21 protein-coding genes are annotated in these 21326 nt (G+C 59.1%); 9 read left to right on the top strand and 12 right to left on the bottom strand.

Going from position 1 to position 21326, the window contains the following annotated elements; translation table 11 throughout:
• The first annotated feature begins 90 nt into the window (after nt 1–90).
• From NVB75_RS06145 to NVB75_RS06125, 5 genes are all read left to right on the top strand, one after another.
• A complete protein-coding gene (locus tag NVB75_RS06145) occupies nt 91–375 on the top strand; it encodes a hypothetical protein (RefSeq protein ID WP_063030974.1) in 285 nt (94 codons plus the stop codon).
• Between the two features lie 86 nt (nt 376–461).
• Nucleotides 462–1574 (top strand): polysaccharide export protein, encoded by a 1113-nt coding sequence (locus tag NVB75_RS06140; RefSeq protein ID WP_258346462.1) that lies wholly within the window; start codon nt 462–464, stop codon nt 1572–1574.
• Nucleotides 1575–1588: 14 nt separating this feature from the next.
• On the top strand, nt 1589–2248 hold the full coding sequence (locus NVB75_RS06135; RefSeq protein ID WP_275712193.1) for a YjbF family lipoprotein: 660 nt from the start codon (nt 1589–1591) through the stop codon (nt 2246–2248).
• Nucleotides 2245–3012 (top strand): capsule biosynthesis GfcC family protein, encoded by a 768-nt coding sequence (locus NVB75_RS06130; protein WP_258346460.1) that lies wholly within the window; start codon nt 2245–2247, stop codon nt 3010–3012. Before NVB75_RS06135 ends, NVB75_RS06130 begins: the two co-directional genes overlap by 4 nt.
• Nucleotides 3009–5099, top strand: coding sequence for a YjbH domain-containing protein (locus NVB75_RS06125; RefSeq protein ID WP_258346459.1), 2091 nt, complete (start codon nt 3009–3011; stop codon nt 5097–5099). Before NVB75_RS06130 ends, NVB75_RS06125 begins: the two co-directional genes overlap by 4 nt.
• A gap of 282 nt (nt 5100–5381) precedes the next feature.
• Here NVB75_RS06125 and NVB75_RS06120 read toward each other — a convergent pair whose 3' ends face one another.
• The 5 genes from NVB75_RS06120 to NVB75_RS06100 form a co-directional block, all read right to left on the bottom strand.
• Nucleotides 5382–6776 carry an undecaprenyl-phosphate glucose phosphotransferase gene (locus tag NVB75_RS06120; RefSeq protein ID WP_063030963.1) on the bottom strand — a complete coding sequence of 465 codons (1395 nt, stop codon included), beginning with the start codon at nt 6774–6776 and terminating at the stop codon, nt 5382–5384.
• A 220-nt stretch (nt 6777–6996) separates the two neighbouring features.
• Nucleotides 6997–7686 carry a winged helix-turn-helix domain-containing protein gene (locus NVB75_RS06115; RefSeq protein WP_258346457.1) on the bottom strand — a complete coding sequence of 230 codons (690 nt, stop codon included), beginning with the start codon at nt 7684–7686 and terminating at the stop codon, nt 6997–6999.
• 32 nt (nt 7687–7718) lie between these two features.
• Nucleotides 7719–8474, bottom strand: coding sequence for an EAL domain-containing protein (locus NVB75_RS06110; RefSeq protein ID WP_258346456.1), 756 nt, complete (start codon nt 8472–8474; stop codon nt 7719–7721).
• Nucleotides 8467–9195: a winged helix-turn-helix domain-containing protein gene (locus tag NVB75_RS06105; protein ID WP_258346455.1), complete on the bottom strand. Its 729-nt coding sequence runs from the start codon at nt 9193–9195 to the stop codon at nt 8467–8469. The genes NVB75_RS06110 and NVB75_RS06105 overlap by 8 nt, the downstream gene beginning before the upstream one ends.
• 291 nt (nt 9196–9486) lie before the next feature.
• On the bottom strand, nt 9487–10338 hold the full coding sequence (locus NVB75_RS06100; protein ID WP_258346454.1) for a helix-turn-helix domain-containing protein: 852 nt from the start codon (nt 10336–10338) through the stop codon (nt 9487–9489).
• 108 nt (nt 10339–10446) lie between these two features.
• Here NVB75_RS06100 and NVB75_RS06095 point away from each other — a divergent pair, with 108 nt between their 5' ends.
• Nucleotides 10447–10857, top strand: a complete 411-nt coding sequence (locus NVB75_RS06095) for a hypothetical protein (protein WP_258346453.1) — start codon at nt 10447–10449, stop codon at nt 10855–10857.
• 234 nt (nt 10858–11091) lie between these two features.
• Here the strand turns inward: NVB75_RS06095 and NVB75_RS06090 are convergent, their stop codons facing one another.
• Complete coding sequence (locus NVB75_RS06090; protein WP_063033995.1) at nt 11092–11589, bottom strand: signal peptidase II; 498 nt, start codon at nt 11587–11589, stop codon at nt 11092–11094.
• A gap of 171 nt (nt 11590–11760) precedes the next feature.
• Here NVB75_RS06090 and glsB point away from each other — a divergent pair, with 171 nt between their 5' ends.
• On the top strand, nt 11761–12669 hold the full coding sequence (glsB, locus tag NVB75_RS06085) for a glutaminase B (RefSeq protein WP_258346452.1): 909 nt from the start codon (nt 11761–11763) through the stop codon (nt 12667–12669).
• An 816-nt stretch (nt 12670–13485) separates the two neighbouring features.
• Complete coding sequence (locus NVB75_RS06080; RefSeq protein ID WP_258346451.1) at nt 13486–14172, top strand: M24 family metallopeptidase; 687 nt, start codon at nt 13486–13488, stop codon at nt 14170–14172.
• Between the two features lie 62 nt (nt 14173–14234).
• Here NVB75_RS06080 and NVB75_RS06075 read toward each other — a convergent pair whose 3' ends face one another.
• The 4 genes from NVB75_RS06075 to NVB75_RS06060 are packed head-to-tail and all read right to left on the bottom strand — an operon-like array spanning nt 14235 to nt 17693.
• Nucleotides 14235–15500, bottom strand: coding sequence for an FAD-binding oxidoreductase (locus NVB75_RS06075; protein WP_258346450.1), 1266 nt, complete (start codon nt 15498–15500; stop codon nt 14235–14237).
• Nucleotides 15497–16249: an amino acid ABC transporter ATP-binding protein gene (locus NVB75_RS06070; RefSeq protein WP_063030951.1), complete on the bottom strand. Its 753-nt coding sequence runs from the start codon at nt 16247–16249 to the stop codon at nt 15497–15499. Before NVB75_RS06070 ends, NVB75_RS06075 begins: the two co-directional genes overlap by 4 nt.
• A complete protein-coding gene (gene ehuD / locus NVB75_RS06065; RefSeq protein ID WP_017475082.1) occupies nt 16246–16914 on the bottom strand; it encodes an ectoine/hydroxyectoine ABC transporter permease subunit EhuD in 669 nt (222 codons plus the stop codon). The genes NVB75_RS06070 and ehuD overlap by 4 nt, the downstream gene beginning before the upstream one ends.
• Nucleotides 16911–17693: an ABC transporter substrate-binding protein gene (locus NVB75_RS06060; protein ID WP_258346449.1), complete on the bottom strand. Its 783-nt coding sequence runs from the start codon at nt 17691–17693 to the stop codon at nt 16911–16913. The genes ehuD and NVB75_RS06060 overlap by 4 nt, the downstream gene beginning before the upstream one ends.
• A gap of 215 nt (nt 17694–17908) precedes the next feature.
• On the opposite strand from NVB75_RS06060, the gene NVB75_RS06055 reads away from it, so the two are divergent.
• Nucleotides 17909–18688 (top strand): IclR family transcriptional regulator, encoded by a 780-nt coding sequence (locus NVB75_RS06055; RefSeq protein ID WP_076017050.1) that lies wholly within the window; start codon nt 17909–17911, stop codon nt 18686–18688.
• A 211-nt stretch (nt 18689–18899) separates the two neighbouring features.
• Here the strand turns inward: NVB75_RS06055 and NVB75_RS06050 are convergent, their stop codons facing one another.
• Both NVB75_RS06050 and NVB75_RS06045 read right to left on the bottom strand, forming a co-directional pair.
• The gene (locus NVB75_RS06050; protein ID WP_258346448.1) at nt 18900–20144 is read right to left on the bottom strand and encodes a saccharopine dehydrogenase family protein; all 1245 of its coding nucleotides are present in this window, start codon (nt 20142–20144) and stop codon (nt 18900–18902) included.
• Between the two features lie 29 nt (nt 20145–20173).
• Nucleotides 20174–21271, bottom strand: coding sequence for a carboxynorspermidine decarboxylase (locus NVB75_RS06045; protein WP_003211413.1), 1098 nt, complete (start codon nt 21269–21271; stop codon nt 20174–20176).
• Between the last annotated feature and the right edge of the window lie 55 nt (nt 21272–21326).

The following is a 21326-nucleotide window of genomic DNA, read 5'->3' as shown; positions in this document are numbered from 1 at the left end:
ACAGTTTGCATAGCCTGTTTATCTCCGTTCCATCACTACGCCCTTATTTGCAAAGTTTGATAAGGGGTAAATATCGAGAAGGAGTCTGATATGAGGAAATTACTGTTGGCCGGCTTGCTGGCTTTCACAAGTACTGCGGCACTGGCGGCGGGTGAAGTCGCTGGCGCTGCGGTGAGCGAGGCCGCCGGCGCAGGTGAGTCCCTGTCGTTGAGCACCCCGCTCGTGGGCGGCGTGACCCTCGGTGAAGGGGTTGGGGTCGGCACGGCGGTTGTCGGCGCTGCGGCAGCCGCTTCCAACTCGGGTGGCAGTTCCAATGGCGGTACAGCCGGCACCGGCGGTACCACCGGCACAGGCGGTACTACCGGTACCAACTAATCCCTCGTAAACCCTGTTGTACAAGATCACTCAGAACTTTCTGGGTGATCTTTTTTAGACTCGTCCTCGACTAGCGTAGTGCCATTATGATTTCTAGGTTACCTGTTCTTTTGCTGGCAAGTATCAGCTTGCACGGCTGCATGTTTTCGCCTGGTCAACACATGGACACCAGTCAAATGTCCAGTGAGGGCTCTCCTGAAAGTACCCGGGTGGAGTTGATTCCGATCACGCCGAAGTTGATCGCCATGGATGCCGCCACGCACGTTCGTGAATCGGTACCTGCTGAGTTGCTGGCGTATGTTCCGGGTGGCTATCGGGTCGGCGCCAACGACCTGTTGTTTATCACGGTCTGGGATCACCCCGAGTTGACGGCACCGTCCGGGCCGCAACAGCAGATCGACGCCAACGGTCGCTTGGTTCGTCCCGACGGCACGCTGTTTTATCCGTATATCGGCAACGTGCCGGTGGCCGGTAAAACCATCGAAGAATTACGCGCCTTTATCGCCGGGCGACTGTCGCAGTTTATTGAAAGCCCTCAGGTCGACGTCAGCGTCCTGCGGTTTGCCAGCCAGACCGTGGTGGTGACCGGTGCGGTGATCAAAGCCGGCCAACAGCCGATCACTACCACGCCCTTGAGTGCCGTTGAAGCCATTGGCGCCGCCGGCATCGACCCGACAAATGCCGACCTGTCGGGCCTGACACTCACCCGCGACGGGCGTGAATACAGGCTGGACCTGGACAGCCTGAATCGCCAGGGCTCGCAACTGCAGGGCCTTTACCTCAAGGGCGGCGACCGGCTCTATTTGCCCTATAACGACCAGAAACGTGTGTACCTCATGGGCGAAGTCAATCAGCCCCGGGCCCTGAGTTTCAAGGGCAAGGCGATCAACCTGACCGATGCCCTGGGCACGGTGGGTGGCTTGAACCAGACCACCTCCAATGGCAATGCGGTCTACGTGATTCGCGGTGTGGACAACCTGGAAGCCGAGCCGGCCAAGGTGTTTCAGCTCGATGCCCAATCACCGTCCGCGCTGGTACTGGCCACCCGGTTCGACTTGCAGCCCCAAGACGTCGTGTACGTCGGGCCGGCTGGCGTGACGCGCTGGAACCGCCTGATCAGCCAACTGCTGCCAACCGCCAGTGCCATCGGGCTCGGTGCCCGTTCGTTTAATGACCTCAGCGAAGCCAACAGCAGATAAGGCTCAAGCCCCCCGTGAACATTTTGCCTACCTGCGCCTGTCTGTCGATGGCGCTCTTGTTGAGCGGGTGTAACCCGTTGATGAGGGCGTCCTGGTACACCCTCGAAACCTCCGTCAGCGGCCCGGCCCCCATCAATGTGACCCGTGCCCAGGTCGACGCCGTGCCGTACCCGCAGATCCTGGTCACCACCGCTGTCAGTGAGGGGGTGATGGCCAGGGCACGGCGTCGGGGCGACCTGGAATTCTGGGTCGCTTCCGGCAAGCAAGTGGTGATGATGCGTGACGGCCTGGTGGTACGCACCGTCGGGCTGGGGGTTTCCCTGGACGGCACTCGCTTCAGTGGCGAGTCACCGTTCAAGCGCGGCCTCCAGCATCTGCCCGATGGCTACACCAGCACACGCTGGATCGACGTCTACGACGGCAACCGAATCGGCGTCGCGGTCAACAGCCGTTTCAGCACCCACGACGTCGAGACCCTCCGCATTCTGGACAAGGATCATGCCGTGCTGCGCATCGACGAGCAGGTGGATGTTCCCACCTTGAATTTCCGCGCCACCAACCATTATTGGGTCGACCCGCAGGATGGTTTCATCCTGCGCAGCGAGCAGCATTTGACGCCTCGGTTGTCCCTGAACATCGTGCAATTGCGTCCTGATCGGGAGGCTGCCCGGTGAAGCGTTTGAATTTTTTATGGCTGGGCCTGTTGTTGATCGGCCCCGGCGCGGGCCAGGCAGCTGTCACGGTCAGCGGCGATGTACGCAGCCCTGGCGCCTATGCCGTCAAACCGGGGGCGCGCTTGCTGGACGTGATTCGCGTGGCGCAACCGAATGCCGAAAGCTACTGGTTGGGTGCCGCGTGGTTGCACCAGTCGTTGATGGAGCCGCAGGCGCGTTTGAAGGCCGGGGTTTTGTTCGATTTGAAACTGCTGCAACGGGGAGCCTTGCTGGACGACCGGCGCTCGCGAGCGGACTTGAGTGCGCGTCTGTATCGGCAGGTCGAGCAGTTGCCGGTCACCGGCCGCCAGGTGGCGCTGCTGGACCCGATCGCCGTGGAGGCGGGCTTCGCGCGCAACGCATTGCTGAATGATGGCGACCAGCTTGTTTACCCCGTAAGACCGTCCACGGTGGAAGTGCTCGGGGCCGTTTCGCAGGCCTGTGATCTGCCGTACCGCCCCATGCGGGAGGTCGGGGATTATGTTCGCGATTGCACCGTCCTCGACGACGCCGAGCGCGATGGCCTGTGGTTGATCCAGCCCGACGGCCAGGTACGACGGGTGGGCGTGGCAGCGTGGAATCGGGAGGACGGCATCGTGGCCGCGCCCGGCAGCCGGATCCTGGTGCCGGTGCGCAGCGATGACCTTGAGACGCCGACCCCTGATCTCAACCAACAACTGGCCGAGTTTTTTGCCACTCAACCGTTGGCTGAGGTGAACCCTTGAATTTACGTTTTGCTGCCGTATTGCTTCTGCCCTGCGGACTGGTTCACGGAGAACCCCGTTACACCCAAAATGACTTTGGCGGCGTGGGCCTGCTCCAGACCCCCACCGCACGCATGGCCCCGGCGGGCGAGTTGAGCGCCAACGCCAACCGCACCGATCCTTACTCGCGCTACAGTTTTTCCTTGCAGCCGTTCGACTGGCTGGAAGGCTCGTTTCGTTACACCGCCATCAGCAACCGCAGGTACGGCGCCGAGGCGTTGAGCGGAAGCCAGAGCTTCAAAGACAAGGCCATCGACTTCAAGGCGCGGCTTTGGGAGGAAAGCCACTGGGCGCCCCAACTGGCCTTCGGCGCCCGAGACATCGGGGGTACCGGCTTGTTTTCCAGCGAATACTTCGTCGCCAACAAGCGTTACGGCAACCTGGACTTCAGCCTCGGCATCGCCTGGGGCTACCTGGGTAATCGGGGCGATTTCGGTAACCCGCTGTCGGTGTTCGGCAGCAAGTTCAACGACCGGCCTAAGAGCACTGCGGTCGTCGCCAGGGCAGGGGATGTGAACTCCAATGCCTACTTCAGGGGGCGTCCTTCGTTGTTTGGCGGGATCGCCTATCAAACGCCCTGGGAACCCCTGAGCCTGAAGCTCGAATACGAAGGCAACGACTACAAGCACGAGCCGTTGGACAACCCGATCAAACAGGATTCGCCGGTGAATATCGGCGTGGTCTACAAGCTGGCCGACAGCGTCGATCTGAGCGCGGCCTGGGAGCGCGGGAATACCGCGATGTTTGGCATCACCCTGCACACCAACTTTGTCAGCCGCAAGGCACCGGTGAAGACGTACGACCCTCCCGCCGAACCATTGCCGACGCGCATGCCGACGACCTCAACCGACCAGGTTGACTGGGCCAATGTATCCGATCGCTTGCAGCAGAATGCCGGCTACAAAGTGGTACGCATCGCCCAGCGCGGTTCCGAGCTGATGGTGTATGGCGAGCAACAACGCTACTTCTATTCAGCCAAGGCCGTGGGGCGCGCCAGTCGGATTCTCGACAACAGCGTCAATCAGGATATCGATTGGTTCACCCTGGTGAACAAGCGGTACGACATGCCCATCGAAGAAACCAGCGTGCCCCGTGACACCTTCCGCGCGGTGGTCAACAACGACCAGCCGTTGAAGGACCTGCACCGTACCACCGAGGTCAACCCGGCGATTGCCCACCGGGAAACCACGCTCTACACCGGTAAACGTCAGCCGTTCAGCTACGGGCTTGGCCTGGGTTATAAACAGAACATCGGCGGCCCCGACGGGTTGCTCTATCAGTTCACCGCCGACGCCGACGCGGAGTACCGGTTTACCCGCAACACCTGGTGGAGCGGCTTGGTCAGCGCCAACCTGCTGAACAACTACGACAAGTTCACCTACGACGCGCCAAGCGGGTTGCCGCGGGTGCGCACCGACCTGCGCCAGTACATGACGACGTCCGATGTGACGATGCCGACGTTCCAGTTCAACCATGCGGCGCGGCTGGATCGCGACCTGTATGGCATGGTCTACGGCGGTTACCTGGAGTCGATGTACGCCGGGGTGGGCGGCGAGATGCTGTTCCGGCCGGCGGGCAAACACTGGTCGGTGGGGGCGGACCTGAACTTCGTGCGCCAGCGTGATTTCAACCAGGGGTTCGGCCTGCGGGATTACCAGACCATCACCGGGCATGTCACCAGCTACACGCAGCTGCCGTATGACACCTTGGCCGCCGTCAGTGTGGGGCGTTACCTGGCACGGGACTGGGGCACCACCGTCGACATCTCGCGGCAGTTCAAGAACGGCGTGAAGTTTGGTGGCTGGGTCACGCTGACCACGGCTTCGAAGGAAGAATACGGCGAGGGCAGCTTCGACAAGGGCATCTACATTTCCGTCCCGTTCGACGAGTTGATGAGCACCTCGACCATGCGTCGCGCCAATGTCGTATGGGCACCCCTGACCCGGGATGGCGGCGCACGCCTGAACCGCGGGTATTCACTGCAAACCATGACCGATGGGCGTGACAGCGAGCTGTTCTACAACAACTTCGAGAAGATCACTGAGTGATGCAGCGGCGTCTCCCGACACGGTAACTCACGGCCCGGTGCTCAATGCGCCGGGCGGTGAGCAAACCGCAACAGTAAAGCGCCAGGTGCAATGCCGGCGCGCGACTTTTCCCTGATATTCCTCTCTGATTTCAATACGACTGGCTTGGGCCTGGATGCCCAGGCGTTGCTGTGGGCGGTAGCTTTGCGTGGGGCGGGGAAGATGAGGGGGAGGGGCCGATAGCGCCCCTAAGGGCGCCTGGTGCCCCGCGCCGCCGGTGGGGCGGTGCGGGGAAGGGAGGGTTCAGTAGATGTCTTTCGAGAGCAGGGTAAACGGCGTCTTGAACAGGATCTTGATGTCCAGCCACAGCGACCAGTTGTTGATATAGCGCAGGTCGATATCGACCCGTTGCTGCATCTTCTCCAGGGTCTCGGTTTCGCCCCGGCAGCCATTGACCTGGGCTAGGCCGGTGATGCCGGGCTTGATGCGATGCCGCGCCATGTACGCGCGAATCTTGCCCGAGTAATAGTCGTTGTGGGCCACCGCATGGGGGCGTGGCCCCACCAGTGCCATGTGCCCTTGCAGCACGTTGAACAGCTGCGGCAATTCGTCGATGGAGGTACGGCGGATAAAGCGCCCTACGGGGGTTATGCGGGAGTCGTTGCGGCTGGCCTGGCGCACTTCCTGGTCGTCATGCACGCGCATTGAGCGAAACTTCCAGACCTTGATCACCTCGCCATTCCAGCCATGCCGATCCTGCTTGAAAATCACCGGGCCGGGGGAGGTCAGCTTGATCAGCAGGGCGAACAGCAACAACAAAGGGCTGAGCAGCACAATCGCCAACAGCGCCAGGCTCTTGTCCAGCAGTGACTTGCTCAGTGCCGCCGTGGGGCGACTGGTCAGCGGGCTTTCATTGAGGAAGATCGCAGGTAGGCCGTCTACCTCGGCCACGCTGTGATTGAGCAGCAGCATGTTGTTGAGGTCGGGCACCCAAATCACGTCCACGCTGATCTCCAGCAGGTTGAGGTACAGCGCCTCGATGTGCGTGGCTTCCTGGAGGGAGTGGGTGATGTACAGCCGGCGTATACCGTGCGCTCGGATCAATGAGGGAAGGTCCGGCAAGTCGCCGAGAATCTGCGGTTGAGTGCTGCCCTGGGGGGACGCGGTGTTGGGCCCGACAAGGCCGACTAAGGGTGAGCGTTTTTGCCTGGCAAGCGTATTGGCCAAGTCGGTCGCTAGTTTACCCGTGCCAATAATCAGTGATTTCTGGCGCTCGTGAAGTTGCCGATGGTAGTACCTGGACAGACTGTGAATCGGAATGTAGCAGAGTGCTAGTATTGGATAGCTCACTGCTGCCCAGAGTAGCAGGATCTCCAAGGGAAACAGCGAGCTGGCATTACAGGCAATGCCAACCGCCGATAATATGCCCAAGGTCAATAACCAGCCGGTGAATAACCGTCCGAGCCCTACAAAAAAATCATCTTTTTTGCTATAGACGTCACATAACATGTAAGCGGGGATAGAGGCCAGTATTGTAATGGCCGCCAATATCCGGTAGTGGGATTCCAATTGTCCGGTCTTGAACAGTACCAGTGAAAACAAAAGTACAACGACCACACTCAAGGCAATTGCCCACTGCCCCCAAAAGGTCAGACCCTTGGGTGTAAGGTTACGATGCATTCTTCTGTTATTAAGCATACTTCTGCTCCCTGTGGTATCCACTCACGTACTGGCAGGTTAAAGCGAGGCGTGGTTTTAATGACTATCAAATGGCAGGCGCACGCGTAGGCGTGCGTATTGATAGTAATAAATGGCAGGGAGCAATGGCTGACGACTTATAACGCGGTCATGTTGTTATAAAATGGCAGATATAACGAGGTTTTAATAGGCAGGGTGAATTGTAGTTTTTATGAAATAATTATTGTTCGGCGACGTTATTGCGGTTGCTCAACGGGCTTTTTATTTTTTGTGTGAGGCAATAACCGCGATTGCGCACCGCCCGGAACAAGCGCTCGCCATCGTTGACACGTTTGAACTTGTCCTGCAGCCGGCTAAGGCACATTTCAAGCCCGCGATAAAGGTCCGGCTCGCGCCCGATGTTGCGAATAAGTTCTTCCTTGCTCACCACACGTTCTTCATGGTGCAGCATTTTTTTAATCAGCGCCGACTCAATGGTGGTCAACGAAATTCGTAGCCCGCCTTTGACCAGTGCTCGGTCTTGCTGGGTAAGTAGCCATACATCAGGCGTGCGTAATGTGGGTGTTGCGTTAACAGTTTCGGTCGGAGTGTTATTAAGGCTCGGGTGTGGGATGTCTGATTTTAGTGCAGTGATGTTCGGATTTTTTGAGGCGTCGTAAAGTTTTCGGGTCAGTCGGTTGCTGGCCTCGTAGAGTCTTTTGGCAGCCACATAGTTGCTGAGCCAGAGATTAAAGTTCTGCTCACTGGTGACGGCATAAGAACTGGTCGAAGCGTCCGATGTTTTTTCTGCCGTTTCGATCAGCGGGCCGCTGTCGACGTCGTAATGTAAAAATGCCACATTCGGCGTGAAATCGTGCAGTGCGATTGACGGGTATGTCGATGTAAATGTGTGTTTCTTGAGAGAACTCATGGCATTCACCGATTCCAGGAAAGTACGGGGGTTCATAAACTATCAGCAGGGGAGAAGTAGGGGCCCTGAAAATAGTCAAAAGGCAAGCGTCTGGCGAGAAGTGCGCTGTCGGCGTGCTCGACGTTGTCGGCGATGAACGAGACCCGGGACGTGCTCATCACCTCCAGCATCTGGTCGTAAAGCCGGTCGAACAGGCCCGAACGGGTGTTCAGACTGAGCCTGAGGGCCGAGTCTGGAAAAGGCATTTTTATATAGTCATAAAGACTCAAGTCGAGCAGCAGGTCCGCTTTTTTTGTATCGAGTGTGTAATTGTTATAGGCAAGTTTCAGGCTGCTTCGGTCTTTCAGGCTATAGAGCTGGCGGATCATGTTACGGCGCTCCACCGGACCCGGTAGAGTATCCAGCGTGTTTTCGACGCTGACGATGAGTTGTTGTTTGTGTTTTTCCAAGGTGTTGGACGTGCTGACAATCTCCTTGAGCAGGTCCTCATTCATCAATAATGACTGCTCGATTCGGAGAAACTTATGGAGCCCCGCACTTTTATCCACATGCAAACGTTTTCTTTCTTGAACGAACGAACTCGGCTTGGTGTATTGCAGGGCTTCACGGTAGGCGCCTTTAAGTTGTTCGGAATAAAAGGGGCGCGCATCAGCGGGCAAATTATCGAGAACATACCCGGCGTGAACCCGGATCTCGCTGCCCCATAGTGTGCAACTTCGTTCAAGTATCGCTTGTCGCGAAAATGTAAAGTCGACTGACTCCACAAGCAATAAATTTCCGCTATTCACGGTTTGGCCGCTCCCTGGCGGGTTGAATGTGATTAACCGAAGCCAGGCCTCTGCTTAGTTTGTAGCCGTAACCCCGGATGCTTTGAATAATATTACTTCCATAGTGCGACTTTATTTTGCCGCGCAAACGGCTGATTGATTTTTCGAGTGCCCTGGAATCATAAAATCGGGCATTAAGCCCCATTACCACGGCAATTTCATCATGGCTGAGCAATCGATTATGAATGAGCGCTTCGAGGACTTTCATTTCAACGAAGGAGATTTCGAGTTTTTTGCCTCCTCCGTAGATGCACATGCGGTCCTGGTCGAGTAGCAAATCAGTATTACTTAGCCAGTATGTCTCGCTGAGGAACGCGGCGAACAGGGCAAGTTTTTTCTCGGGCGAGCTCTCGACGACCTTTATGCAGTAGTCGGCGCCTGCGAGATAATATTTGGTTTTGCTTAGTGTGGTGGCGAAGGTGACAACCAGGAAAATCGTGCTGCCAGGATTTTCGGATCTGGTTTTTTTAATGATGTCCAGCGTTTGGGTGCTGGCAGAGGGGGTGTCGATCTCTATGATGATGGCACGGTAATGTCCATGGCTTTCACAGGGACCAATTAGTTGGCCGTAGGAGCGTGTATCGACTTTTAGATTTTTCGGTACAGTACGAACTATAAGCTCGCTGAAGTCCTCGGATTTCGATGGGGTCCGTGCAATAGCGAGGACGTTGGAAAAATGCATCACGTTGCTCCCTTTTCCGGCATGCGAGGCCGTCAATTCAATCGCTGCAGGCGTTTAGATGTTAATCGAATTGAATACGCCAAAACGTGACAAATTTTAACATTCGCCACGTTATTTGCAGGGGATAAGGCGGATTTCAGGCGGGTGTTGAACGCGGGTTTCTGGGCGGGAGTACTCATATGCTAGTGCAAATTTTTTAGTGTGCGATAAGTATTTTAGGCAGGTTGATATTTTTTGGCTGGAATGATTTAACCCTTCTAGTCCTTAAGCTCTAAAAATGCTTATACGTGACTATTTATAATAATCCAGCAAGGCGATAGCGGGGGTTGTGTGCTGGGAGATGCTCGCGCGGTCGGCGAGGTAGCGCGCCGGGGGTTGGCCGATGGCCTTGCGGAACATGGTGATAAAGCCGCTGGCGTTTTCATAGCCGAGGTCCAGCGCTACGGTCTGCACGCTTTCGCCTTTCGCCAGGCGCTGCAGTGACAGGATCACATGCAGCTGCCGGCGCCAGCGGCCGAAACTCAGGCCAATCTCCTCCAGCAACAACCGCGTCATGCTGCGTTCGCTCATGCCGATGCGCACCGCCCATTCGCCCAGGGTGGCCTTGTCGCTGGGGTTGGCCAGCAAACTGTCGGCCAGGCGCCGTAGCCGAATGTCCCGTGGCATGGGCAAGTGCAGGGCTTCAATCGGTGCCAGCGCCAGTTCGTCCAGCAACGTGGCCACCAATCGGCCCTGTGCACCCTCGGTGTCGTACAGCGGCGGGAAGCTGACAGCTTTGCTGATCAATTCGTGTAACAGCGGCGATACCGCCAGCGTGCAGCATTGCTGTGGCAGGGCGCCGGCAGCGTCTGGGTCGACCAGCAGGCAGTACACATCTGCAGCCCCGGAACCGCGCGCGGCGTGGGAAAGTCCGCCGGGAATCCATAGTGCGCACTGGGGTGGCACGATCCAGATACCTTGTTCGATGACGCAATGAATCACCCCGCGCAACGTGTACATCAACTGGCCTTTGCGGTGCTGGTGCGGCGCGTGCTCCCAGTTGGCGGAGGTGCTGGAGGCGCTCACCGCGACCACGGCGCGGGGAATCGCATCGGCAAGGGCTGGACGCAATGGGTCACGGGTTTCGAGGCGGTGGTTGTACATGGTTGTGTGCGTCGTGGCTGGATTGCGAAACATTCTGGCCATTCTGTGCAATGGCGTCCAGTGATGGCGTGGCTATTATGAGAAACATTCTCGTTAAAGGTGCTTCCCATGCAACTCGACAGTTCTACATTTCCCGTGGTGAAAATTGTTTTCGACGCCCCCAGCGACACGCCACCGCAAGACACCTTCGTGGCGTTCGAGGCCTTGTTGCAGCGCGAAGAACCCTTCGTACTGCTGCATGAAAAAGCCGTGGACGAAAGCACCCACGAGCACTCCCACGAAGAGCGCAAACAAGCGTCTATCTGGATGAAGAAGAACAAGGTGGCCCTGCGTGCTTTCGTCAAAGGCATGATTCAGGTAGAGCCCAGTGCGGCCAAACGCCTGGCGCTCAAGCCGTTTGCGGTGATGTTTGGCAAGGCGTGGGGCTACCCGTTGCTGGTAGTCGAATCCACGGATCAGGCCTGGGCATTGGCGCGAGACGTGCTGGACACCCAGGTGTCGGACGTGGCGCACTTTTGAGTGGAGGGGGGTGTTGCAGAGCTTTTTTTGTTTTCGGTGGCGTTCAAGGGCGCGCATGGCGGGCTGGAAAAACATCAAACGTAGGAGCTGTCGAGCTTCAGCGAGGCTGCGAAAGCGGTGGGTCAGCCGACCTCAATGTCGCAGAACTGACGCCATCGCAGCCTCGCTAAAGCTCGACAGCTCCCACAAGTGTCCAGGGTTTTCCGGCAGCCATTCGGGTTGACTGGACAAACCTCAGACGTTACCCGGCTTCTTGAACAGATCAACCATCAGCAACAACGCACCCAAAGTGATCGCGATATCCGCAAGATTGAATACGCCTGTATGCAGCGAGCCGACATTCACCACCATGTAATCGACGACATGGCCGTCACGAAAGACCCGGTCGATCAAATTCCCGGCGCCGCCCAGGGCAATCAAAAAAAGCGGCGCGGCTTTGGGCAGGGAATGGTTCCAATTCTTCCAGGCCCAATAACCGGCCCAACACACTACGGCGGCCACACCGACGATAAAGATCAGTTGCTTGACCCGGGTTGGCAAACCAGCGCCGAGGCTGAGGAATGCGCCCGGGTTCAGGCTCAGTTCCAACGCCATGTTCACCGGGCTTGAACCGAATCGGAACGTCGTGGCTTGCAGCGAAAATAGCGCCAGCAGTTTGATCAACTGGTCCAGGGCGATAAAGGCAATGCCCATCAGCACAGCAAAGCTTCGTCCTCTCAAAGCGTCCTGCATCTTCAACGTTCCACTCCTTCGTGTGTTTTCGCCTGAACCGGCGGCGGCCAGAAGATATCGCACGGCCTGCGCAGCGTCCATCTTTACACCAGCAGCCTGCCTGGCCCCGGCGTTTCAGGTATCCTCCGCGCCCCGCTCAACAACTATTCCCAAACCATGCCAGAACACAACATGCAGGCCCTCCTGGAGTCGATCCTCGAGGAAGTTCGTCCACTGATCGGCCTCGGCAAGGTCGCCGATTACATCCCCGCATTGGCCGACGTACCGGCGCAGCAACTGGGCATTGCCGTGTATGGCAATGACGGCTCGTTCTACTGCGCGGGTGATGCTCACACCTTGTTCTCCATACAGAGCATCTCCAAGGTGTTCAGCCTGGTGCAGGCCATCGACCATGGCGGCGAAAGCATCTGGGAGCGCCTGGGCCACGAACCGTCGGGGCAGCCGTTCAATTCCATGGTGCAGCTGGAGTTTGAGCGCGGCCGGCCACGCAACCCGTTTATCAATGCCGGTGCGCTGGTGATCTGCGACATCAACCAGTCGCGCTTTGCCGTGCCGATCCTGTCCATGCGCGACTTCGTGCGGCGGCTGTCGGGCAATCCGCAGATTCTGGTCAACAGTGTCGTGGCTGAATCCGAAGCTCAGCACGGTGCGCGCAATGCGGCGATGGCGTACCTGATGAAGTCGTTCGGCAACTTCCACAACGATGTGGATGCGGTGCTGCACAGCTACTTCAACTACTGCGCGTTGCAGATGAGCTGCCTGGATCTGGCCAAGGCGTTTTGCTTCCTGGCGAATGAAGGCGTGTGCACCCACAGCGGCGAGCAGATTCTGACGGCGCGCCAGACCAAGCAAGTGAACTCGATCATGGCCACCAGCGGGCTGTATGACGAGGCGGGAAACTTTGCTTATCGCGTTGGCTTGCCGGGCAAGAGCGGGGTAGGCGGCGGAATTCTCGCGGTGGTGCCGGGGCAGTTTACGGTGTGCGTGTGGTCACCGGAGCTGAATGCGGCGGGCAATTCCCTGGCGGGGATGAAGGCGTTGGAGTTGTTGAGCGAGCGTATCGGATGGTCGGTTTTTTGAAGAGACTTGGTCGCTCCCACGCTCTGCGTGGGAGCGCTGCCCTGGACGCTCTGCGTCTGCCTTTGTGACGCGGAGCGTCACAGTCTGCATTCCCACGCGGAGCGTGGGAACGAGCTAACGGTAGCTCGGCGGGTTCCGGTGTTTGGGGTTGGGCGTCAGGTTTCAGATAGTCGTGGATGGCGCGGTAAGCGGCTTCTTGAAGCCGGTCGGCATGATTTGGGGGATTGGGGGCTGTCTTTAATCATGGTGAAACTCCGTCGATAAGTGGAGCCACCACCGTTCGCGGTCAAACGAGGAGGGTGGCAGCTGTACGCGGGTTGACCGACCGGTTATCAACGAACCCGGCATACCCGAAGGTATCCCGCGTACAGCCGCCGCGACACGATACCTCAGGCATTAAAAAAACGCCTGGAATAGGTGTGGGCGTTGCAGTCGTCGATTGGTCGGACGGTCAAATCCGGTCGCTGAATTGGCAGCGGCTGCGGGAGGTTAGTCAGCCCGGGTCCGACCGACAACCTGAAACAGTTGTCGGAAAAATCCGAGCACGTCTCCCTCAGTCAGAGACGGTCCATGTTGCCCAGATGAGGGCGCCGGTCTCCTGACGAAACGCGGCGCCTTCGAATTGTTTATTGATCGCTCCCACGCTCTGCGTGGGAGAGCAGCCCTGGACGCTCTGCGTCTGCCTTTGTGACGCGGAGCGTCACCGTAGGCATTCCCACGCGGAGCGTGGGAACGAGCTTAAAATCCGAGCACGTCTCCCTGTCGAGGAGGGTGCTGATACTATCGACGCAATCCCCCATCAGTCAGAGACAATCCATGTTGGCTAATCGCGTGGTCCAGGCCGCCGCCAAGTCGGTGCTGCAGCAGCTCGTTACGCGAATCACGCCACAGTCAACTGAAGCGTCCATTGCCGAAATGGCGACGCAGATGCTTGCGGATTCCGGCTATCCGGAGACCTGGTATTACGACTGCCCGGCCTTCGTGTTGCTGGGTTCGCGCAGTGTGGTTTCGGTGTCGGGACGCGACTATCGGCCCAGTGACGAAGCGGTTGGTTTACACAATCTGATCACGGTGGATTTGAGCCCGAGAGCAGGCAATGTGTGGGGCGACTGTGCCCGCTCTTTCTATGTGGAGGAGGGCGTGTGCCGGGCGGTGCCGGTGGGGGCCGAGTTCAGCAGGGGTTATGAAGTCGAGCACCTGCTGCACGCGATGATGCGCACATTCGTCCGGCCTGAAACCACGTTCAACGATCTCCACGCGTTCGCCAATGACCTGATCGCATCCGAGGGTTTCGAGAACCTCGATTTCGCTGGCAACGTTGGTCACAGCATCTGCGAACAGCGTGACCAGCGGCTCTACATTGAGGCGGGAAATCACCGGCGTCTTGAGGAAGTGGCGTGCTTTACCTTCGAGCCGCATATTCGCGAGCGGCGCGGTCGTTGGGGTTATAAGCACGAAAATATCTATTTCTTCGGCGACGAGGGTGAGGTTTGCGAGCTTTGACGAGGGCGCCGGTCTCCTGACGAAGCGCGGCGCCTTTGAGTTTTTCGCGAGCAAGCTCGCTCCTACAGGGAGAGGCGATCCAGCAGGCTGTACCACGCCACGCCCGCGCCGATGTAGAAGCGTTGCAAGCCATGCATCGGCAACCGTTGCAAAGGTGTCACCGGGTACGCAAATGCTGAACGGCTGTCACACAAGCGCCCCGCCAGTTGCTGGCCCAGGCTGGTACACAACGCAATCCCGCGCCCGTTGCAACCCAGCGCCAGGGTCAAGCCGGGTGCGGGTTCGTGGACGTGGGGCATAAAGTCCCGGGTGATCGCGATCCGTCCTGCCCAGCGGTACTCGAAATCCAGCTTGCCCAACTGCGGAAACAACAACGCCAGGGAGCGTTCCAGGTGCGCAAAATCCGTTGGCCCGGTGGGATCTTCGAACAACCCGCGCCCGCCCATCAGCAGGCGGCCATGGGCATCCTTGCGGAAGTACAGCAGCAGGCGTTGGGCGGTGGAGACGGTTTCCTGCCCGGGCAAAATGCTCTCGGCGGCAGGCCCGCTCAATGGCCGGGTAGCGACGATAAAGCTGTTGGCCGCGAGCACACTCTGGGCCATGCCGGGCCACAAGTCGCCGCTGTAGCCGTTGGTGACCAGCACCACTTGGCCGGCAGACACCTGCGCGCCGCTGGCGGTTTGCAACTTCCAGCCAGCCCCCGCCTGTTGCATCGCGGTCACGGCGCTTTGCCCGTGGATGCGTACGCCCGCCGCCTGGGCTGCACGCACCAGGCCGCGCGCATAGGCCAGGGGTTGGATGGCGCCAGCGCGGCCGTCCAGCCAGCCGCCGGCAAACGCCTGGCTGCCCATGCGGGTGGACACCGCGCGGGCATCGAGGCGCTGCACCGGTACCCCGCGGCGCTCCCATTGTTCGGCCCGGGCATGCAGGCCCGCCACGCCTTTTTCGGAATAGGAAACTTGCATCCAGCCTTTGCGTGTGGGGGCGCAGTCGATGCCATGGCGCTCGATCAGGTTGAACACCAGGTCCGCCGAGTGGGACACGGTATGGATCAGCGGTTCGGCGCGCTCGGCACCGTATCTCTGCACCAGTTGATCCGGGTCGTATTTGAGCGTCGGGTTGACTTGCCCGCCATTGCGCCCGGACGCGCCCCAGCCGGGCTCGTTGGCCTCCAGCACGCACACGCTCACGCCGCGCTCCGCCAGGTGCAGGGCCGTGGACAAACCGGTATACCCAGCGCCGACGATGGCCACGTCCACCTTCAGTGACTCAGCCAGCGCGGGTGTCGGCGGTGCAGCGGGCGCGGTCGCGGCCCAGAGTGACTTCATGACAGGCTCCGGGTGTTGGCGGTTGGATGCAGCACGCGGCGCAGGAAGTCCTGGGTGCGCGGCTGTTGCGGGTTGCCCAGCACCTGCTCGGCCGGCCCGCTCTCTACGATGTAGCCGCCGTGCAGGAAGCACACGCGGTCGGCCACTTCCCGGGCAAAGCCCATTTCGTGGGTCACCACGATCATGGTCATGCCTTCATCGGCCAGGGTGCGCATCACCTCCAGCACATCGCCCACCAGTTCCGGGTCGAGGGCCGAGGTGGGTTCGTCGAACAGCATGGCGTCGGGTTTCATCGCCAGTGCGCGGGCGATGGCCACCCGCTGTTGCTGGCCGCCGGAGAGTTGTTCCGGGTAGGCATCGGCCTTGGCCGACAGGCCGACTTTATCCAGCAGCGCCAGGGCTTCCTCCCGGGCCTGTTTCAGTGGTTCGCCTTTGACGTACACCGGGCCTTCCATCACGTTTTCCAGCACGGTGCGATGGGGGAACAGGTTGAAGCGCTGGAACACCATGCCCATGCGGCTGCGCAGGGCATGCACGGTCTTGCTGCTGCGTTGCACGGTTTCACCGAATACGCGGATGGTGCCGCCGTCGTAGGCTTCCAGGGCGTTGATGCAGCGCAGCAGGGTGGATTTGCCCGAGCCGGACGGGCCGATCAGGCACACCACTTCGCCCTTGGCCACGTCCAGGTCGACGCCGTGCAGCACGCGATGGGTGCCGTAGTGTTTTTGCAGTTGGCGAATCTCGATCATGCTTTTTTCCTCCGGCCCAGGTGCTGTTCCATGCGGCGCAGGCCATACACCAGCGGCAGGCTCATCAGCAGGTAGAGCAAGGCGACCAGGGTGTAGACAGTCATGTTCTGGAAGGTGGACGAGGCGATCAGTTGGCCCTGGCGCGTCATCTCGGCGACGGTGATGGTGGACACCAGCGACGAGTCCTTGAGCATCATCACCAGGGTGTTGCCGTAGGGCGGCAAGGCGATGCGAAAGGCCTGGGGCAGGATCACCCGGCGCATCATCAGCACCGAGCGCATCCCCAGGGCTTCGGCGGCTTCACGCTGGCCCTGTTCGACGGCGATGATGCCGGTACGGAAGTTCTCCGCCTGGTACGCCGAGTAGGCGATGCCCATGCCGATCACGCCCGCCTGGAACGCGCTGAGGTGCACGCCCATGTCCGGCAACACGAAGTAGATATAGAACAGTTGCACGATGATCGGCAGGCCGCGAATCACGTTGATCACGGTGCTCGCCGCCCACGACAGCGCACGGATCGGCGACAGCTTGAGCAACGCCAACACCAGGCCGATGGCGCTGCTGAGCAGGAACGACAACACTGTGATCTGGATCGTTACCCAGGCGCCTTGAAGCAGGATCGGCAGGAAGTCACGGGCGTTTTGCAGGAATTCAGCCGGGTTCATGGTTGCACCTGGGCATCAAGTCCCCACTTCTTGAGGATCGCGTCCAGGGTGCCGTCAGCCTTGATGCTGGCGATGGCCTGGTTCAGGCGCGCGAGGGTTTCGCTGTCGCCCTTGCGCACCACCAGGCACACCTCACCGACGTTGACCGGCTTGTAGTCGGCGGCGAGTTTCACGCCTTTGAACAGTTTCTGGCGGATCTGGTAGGCCACCACCGGCTGGTCACCCACGGCGGCCTTGATGCGGCCGAGGCTCAGGTCGCGGACCATTTCGCCGATGGAATCGTAGGTGCGGATTTCCTTGAAGATCCCCAGCTTGTTGAGCATGTCGTAGAAGATCGTGCCGGCTTGTACGCCGACCACTTGGTCCTTCAAGGAACTGAGGTCGGTATAGGTCGCGTTGTCGTCGGCACTCACGATCAGGCCCTCGCCGTAGGCGTACACCGGCGCGCTGAAGTCCACCACCTGGGCACGCTCCGGGGTCTTGAGCATGCCGGCGGCGATGAAGTCGAGCTTGCCGGAAGTCAGGGACGGAATCAGTGCGGCAAAGTTGGTCTGCTCAATTTCACTGGTGAAGCCACCGGCCTTGCCCACGGCATTGGCGACATCGACCATCACGCCCTGGATGCTGTTGCTCTTGATGTCGAGGAAGGTGAACGGCGAACCGCTGGCCGTTGCACCGACTTTGTACGAGGCCGCACCGGCGGCGTGCACGGTTGCTACGCAAAAGGTGGCGCAAATACCGAAGGCGAGGCGGCGAAACAAGGGCGAAAGACTGTTCATCGGGTTACTCCAGAAGGAAAACGGATCGTCAGTACCGCAAGCGGTTGGAAAGCAAACCGCAAGCTCTATGCCATTTCGATTCAATAAAATCGTTAAGCGGTATAGAAAATCGACAAAATGAACCATTCGTATCGGTATGCGATTTTAAGTAGTCGAATTTGGCAGTTTGGTGTAGAAATATCGCTACGCTTGATCGACCTGACCGCGAGTTCGCCATGTCTGAAGAACGCAACAGCTTGCACAACCAATCCCTGGAAAAAGGCCTGTCGGTGCTCAAGGCATTCAGCGCACAGCGCCGCAGCATGAGCCTTGCAGAGGTGGCCGAGGCCGCCGGCATGACCAAAAGCTCGGCCCAGCGCATGGTGTTTACCCTGGAGAGCCTGGGTTACCTTCGGAAACACTCGCGCACGCGCCATTACCAACTCACACCGCGGGTGCTGGAGTTGGGCTTCAGTTATCTGGATGCGCATTCGTTGATTGAGGTGGCCAACCCGTTCCTCTCGGAATTGACCCGGCTGACCGGAGAAACCTCGTGCCTGACCGAGCCTGCGGGTTACGACATGACCTATATCGCGCGGTTTGTCAGCTCAGGCTTTGTGCCGGTACACATGCCGATTGGCTCGCGGGTGCCGATGTACTGCACGGCGTCGGGCCGGGCGTATTTGAGTGCGTTGCCGCAGGATGAGGCGTTGGTGCTGATTGAGAACAGCCAGCGGGTGGCGCATACCAGCCAGACGTTGACCGAGGTCGACAGGATCATGGCGTCGTTGCAGCAGGTGCGCGAACAGGGCTATGCGGTGAATGGCCAGGAGCTGTTCCTGGGCGACATGACCATCGGCGCGCCGGTGTTGGGGGCGAATGGCCGGCCGGTAGCGGCGGTGCATGTGGTGGCGCCCACCAGTCGGTGGAGCAGGGCGGATGCGGAGAAGCAGTTGGCGCCGGCGTTGTTGCAGTGTTCAAGGGCGTTGAGCAATTCGGCGCGCAATCTGGAGTAACCCGCTCTCAAGAACACAGCAAATCCAATGTGGGAGCGGGCTTGCTCGCGAATGCGGTGTATCAGTCGCCAGATGCAGTGACTGGCACACCGCATTCGCGAGCAAGCCCGCTCCCACATTTTGATCTTCATCATTCTTTGAGATTGGTGTGAGCCCCAACAAAAAATGCGCCCCTTCGGGCGCATTTTTTTGTTCGGTCAACTATCGCCTATCAGGCAATCGCATCCCAGGCACGGTCACCGTTCTCGTCTTTGATCCGAGTCGGCAAGCCCATCACGTCCAGCGCTTTCAGGAACGGCTCAGCCGGCAGTTCCTCGACGTTGGCCATGTGCTTCACATCCCACTCGCCACGGGCAACCAGCAGCGCTGCGGCTACAGGCGGTACGCCAGCGGTATAGGAGATGCCCTGGCTGTCGGTCTCGGCGAAGGCTTCTTCGTGGCAGGCCACGTTGTAGATGAACAGCTCGCGTGGCTGGCCATCCTTGGTGCCCTTGACCAGGTCGCCGATGCAGGTCTTGCCGGTGTAGCCCGGTGCCAGCGACGACGGGTCAGGCAGCACGGCCTTGACCAGTTTCAGCGGCACGACTTCCAGGCCTTCGGCGGTGGTGACCGGTTTTTCGGAGAGCAGGCCGAGGTTTTTCAGCACGGTGAACACGTTGATGTAGTGTTCGCCGAAGCTCATCCAGAAACGCACATTGGGCACGTCGAGGTTTTTCGACAGCGAGTGCACTTCATCGTGGCCGGTCAGGTACAGGTTCTGCGAACCGACCACAGGCAGGTCGTCGGTACGTTTGACTTCGAACATGGTGTTGCTGGTCCACTGGCTGTTCTGCCAGCTCCACACCTGTCCGGTGAATTCGCGGAAGTTGATTTCCGGGTCGAAATTGGTGGCGAAATATTTGCCGTGGGAGCCGGCATTGACGTCGAGAATGTCGATCGAATCAATGCGGTCGAAATGCTTTTGCTGCGCCAGCGCGGCATACGCGTTGACGACACCCGGGTCGAAGCCCACGCCAAGAATGGCCGTGATGTTCTTCTGTTTGCACTCTTCCAGGTGGTTCCACTCGTAGTTGCCGTACCACGGCGGGGTCTCGCAGACCTTGCCCGGCTCTTCGTGGATGGCGGTGTCGAGGTACGCCACGCCCGTGTCGATGCAGGCACGCAGTACCGACATGTTGAGGAACGCGGAACCGACGTTGATGACGATCTGCGATTCGGTTTCGCGGATCAGTGCCTTGGTCGCTTCCACGTCCAAAGCGTTCAGCGCAAAGGCTTGAATCTCGGCGGGTACCTTAAGGCTACCCTTGGCCTTGACGCTGTCGATGATGGCCTGGCATTTGGAGATGTTGCGCGACGCGATAGCAATACGACCGAGTTCGTCGTTGTGCTGCGCGCACTTGTGGGCCACCACCTTGGCGACACCTCCTGCACCAATGATAAGAACGTTCTTTTTCAATTGCTTTATCTCTCCTTTATCTGTCCGCTTTACGAAAGGCTGGACAGGTAGTCGTCGTAACCAAATTCACGAACCACTTCGACTGTACCGTCGAGTTGTTTCACTACGATGGACGGCATTTTCAGGCCGTTGAACCAGTTTTTCTTGACCATGGTGTAGCCTGCCGTGTCGATGAACGACAGTCGATCGCCGATGGCCAGCGGCTGATCAAATTGATACTCACCGAAGATGTCCCCGGCCAGGCACGACTTGCCGCACACCATGTAGGTGTGTTCGCCATTGCTCGGCGCCAGTTTGGCGTTTAGGCGATAGATCAGCAGGTCCAGCAGGTGGGCCTCGATGGAGCTGTCTACCACGGCGAGGTTCTTGCCGTTGTAGAGGGTGTCGAGCACGGTCACTTCCAGGGAGGCGCTGTTGGTGATCGCGGCTTCGCCGGGTTCCAGGTACACCTGCACGTCATACTTCTGCGAGAACGCCTTGAGGCGCTGGCAGAAGGCGTCGATGGCATAGCCTTCACCGGTGAAGTGGATGCCGCCGCCGAGGCTGACCCAGTTGACCTTGTGCAGCAGCGCGCCGAAGCGTTCTTCGATGGTGTTGAGCATCTGGTCGAACAGGTTGAAGTCACCGTTCTCGCAGTTGTTGTGGAACATGAAACCGGAGATCTGCTCGATCACACCTTCGATCTTCACCGGGTCCCACTCGCCCAAACGGCTGAACGGGCGCGCCGGGTCGGCCAGCAGGTAGTCGGAGCTGCTCACCTGCGGGTTGACGCGCAGGCCGCGGGTCTTGCCTTCGCTGCGTTCGGCAAAGCGCTGCAGCTGGCTGATGGAGTTGAAGATGATCTTGTCGCAGTTATCCAGCATCTCTTCGATTTCATCGTCGGCCCAGGCCACGCTGTAGGCGTGGGCTTCACCTTCGAACTTCTGGCGACCCAGCTTCAGCTCGTACAGCGACGACGAGGTGGTGCCGTCCATGTATTCCTGCATCAGGTCGAACACCGACCAGGTGGCGAAACACTTGAGGGCCAGCAGAGCCTTGGCGCCGGACTGTTCGCGCACGTAGGCGATCTTCTGCATGTTGACCAGAAGCTTCTGTTTGTCGATGAGGTAGTACGGCGTTTTGATCATTTTCAGAGCCTGCGGCGGTGCCTGCCAAAAAAGGACACGCATTGTGCCCGCACTT

Source organism: Pseudomonas sp. CBS, assembly GCF_024734645.1.
In the GTDB taxonomy this organism is placed as follows: Bacteria; Pseudomonadota; Gammaproteobacteria; order Pseudomonadales; family Pseudomonadaceae; genus Aquipseudomonas.
The sequence above is the reverse complement of the archived record's forward strand: the minus strand, read 5'-3'. Positions and strand labels throughout refer to the sequence as shown.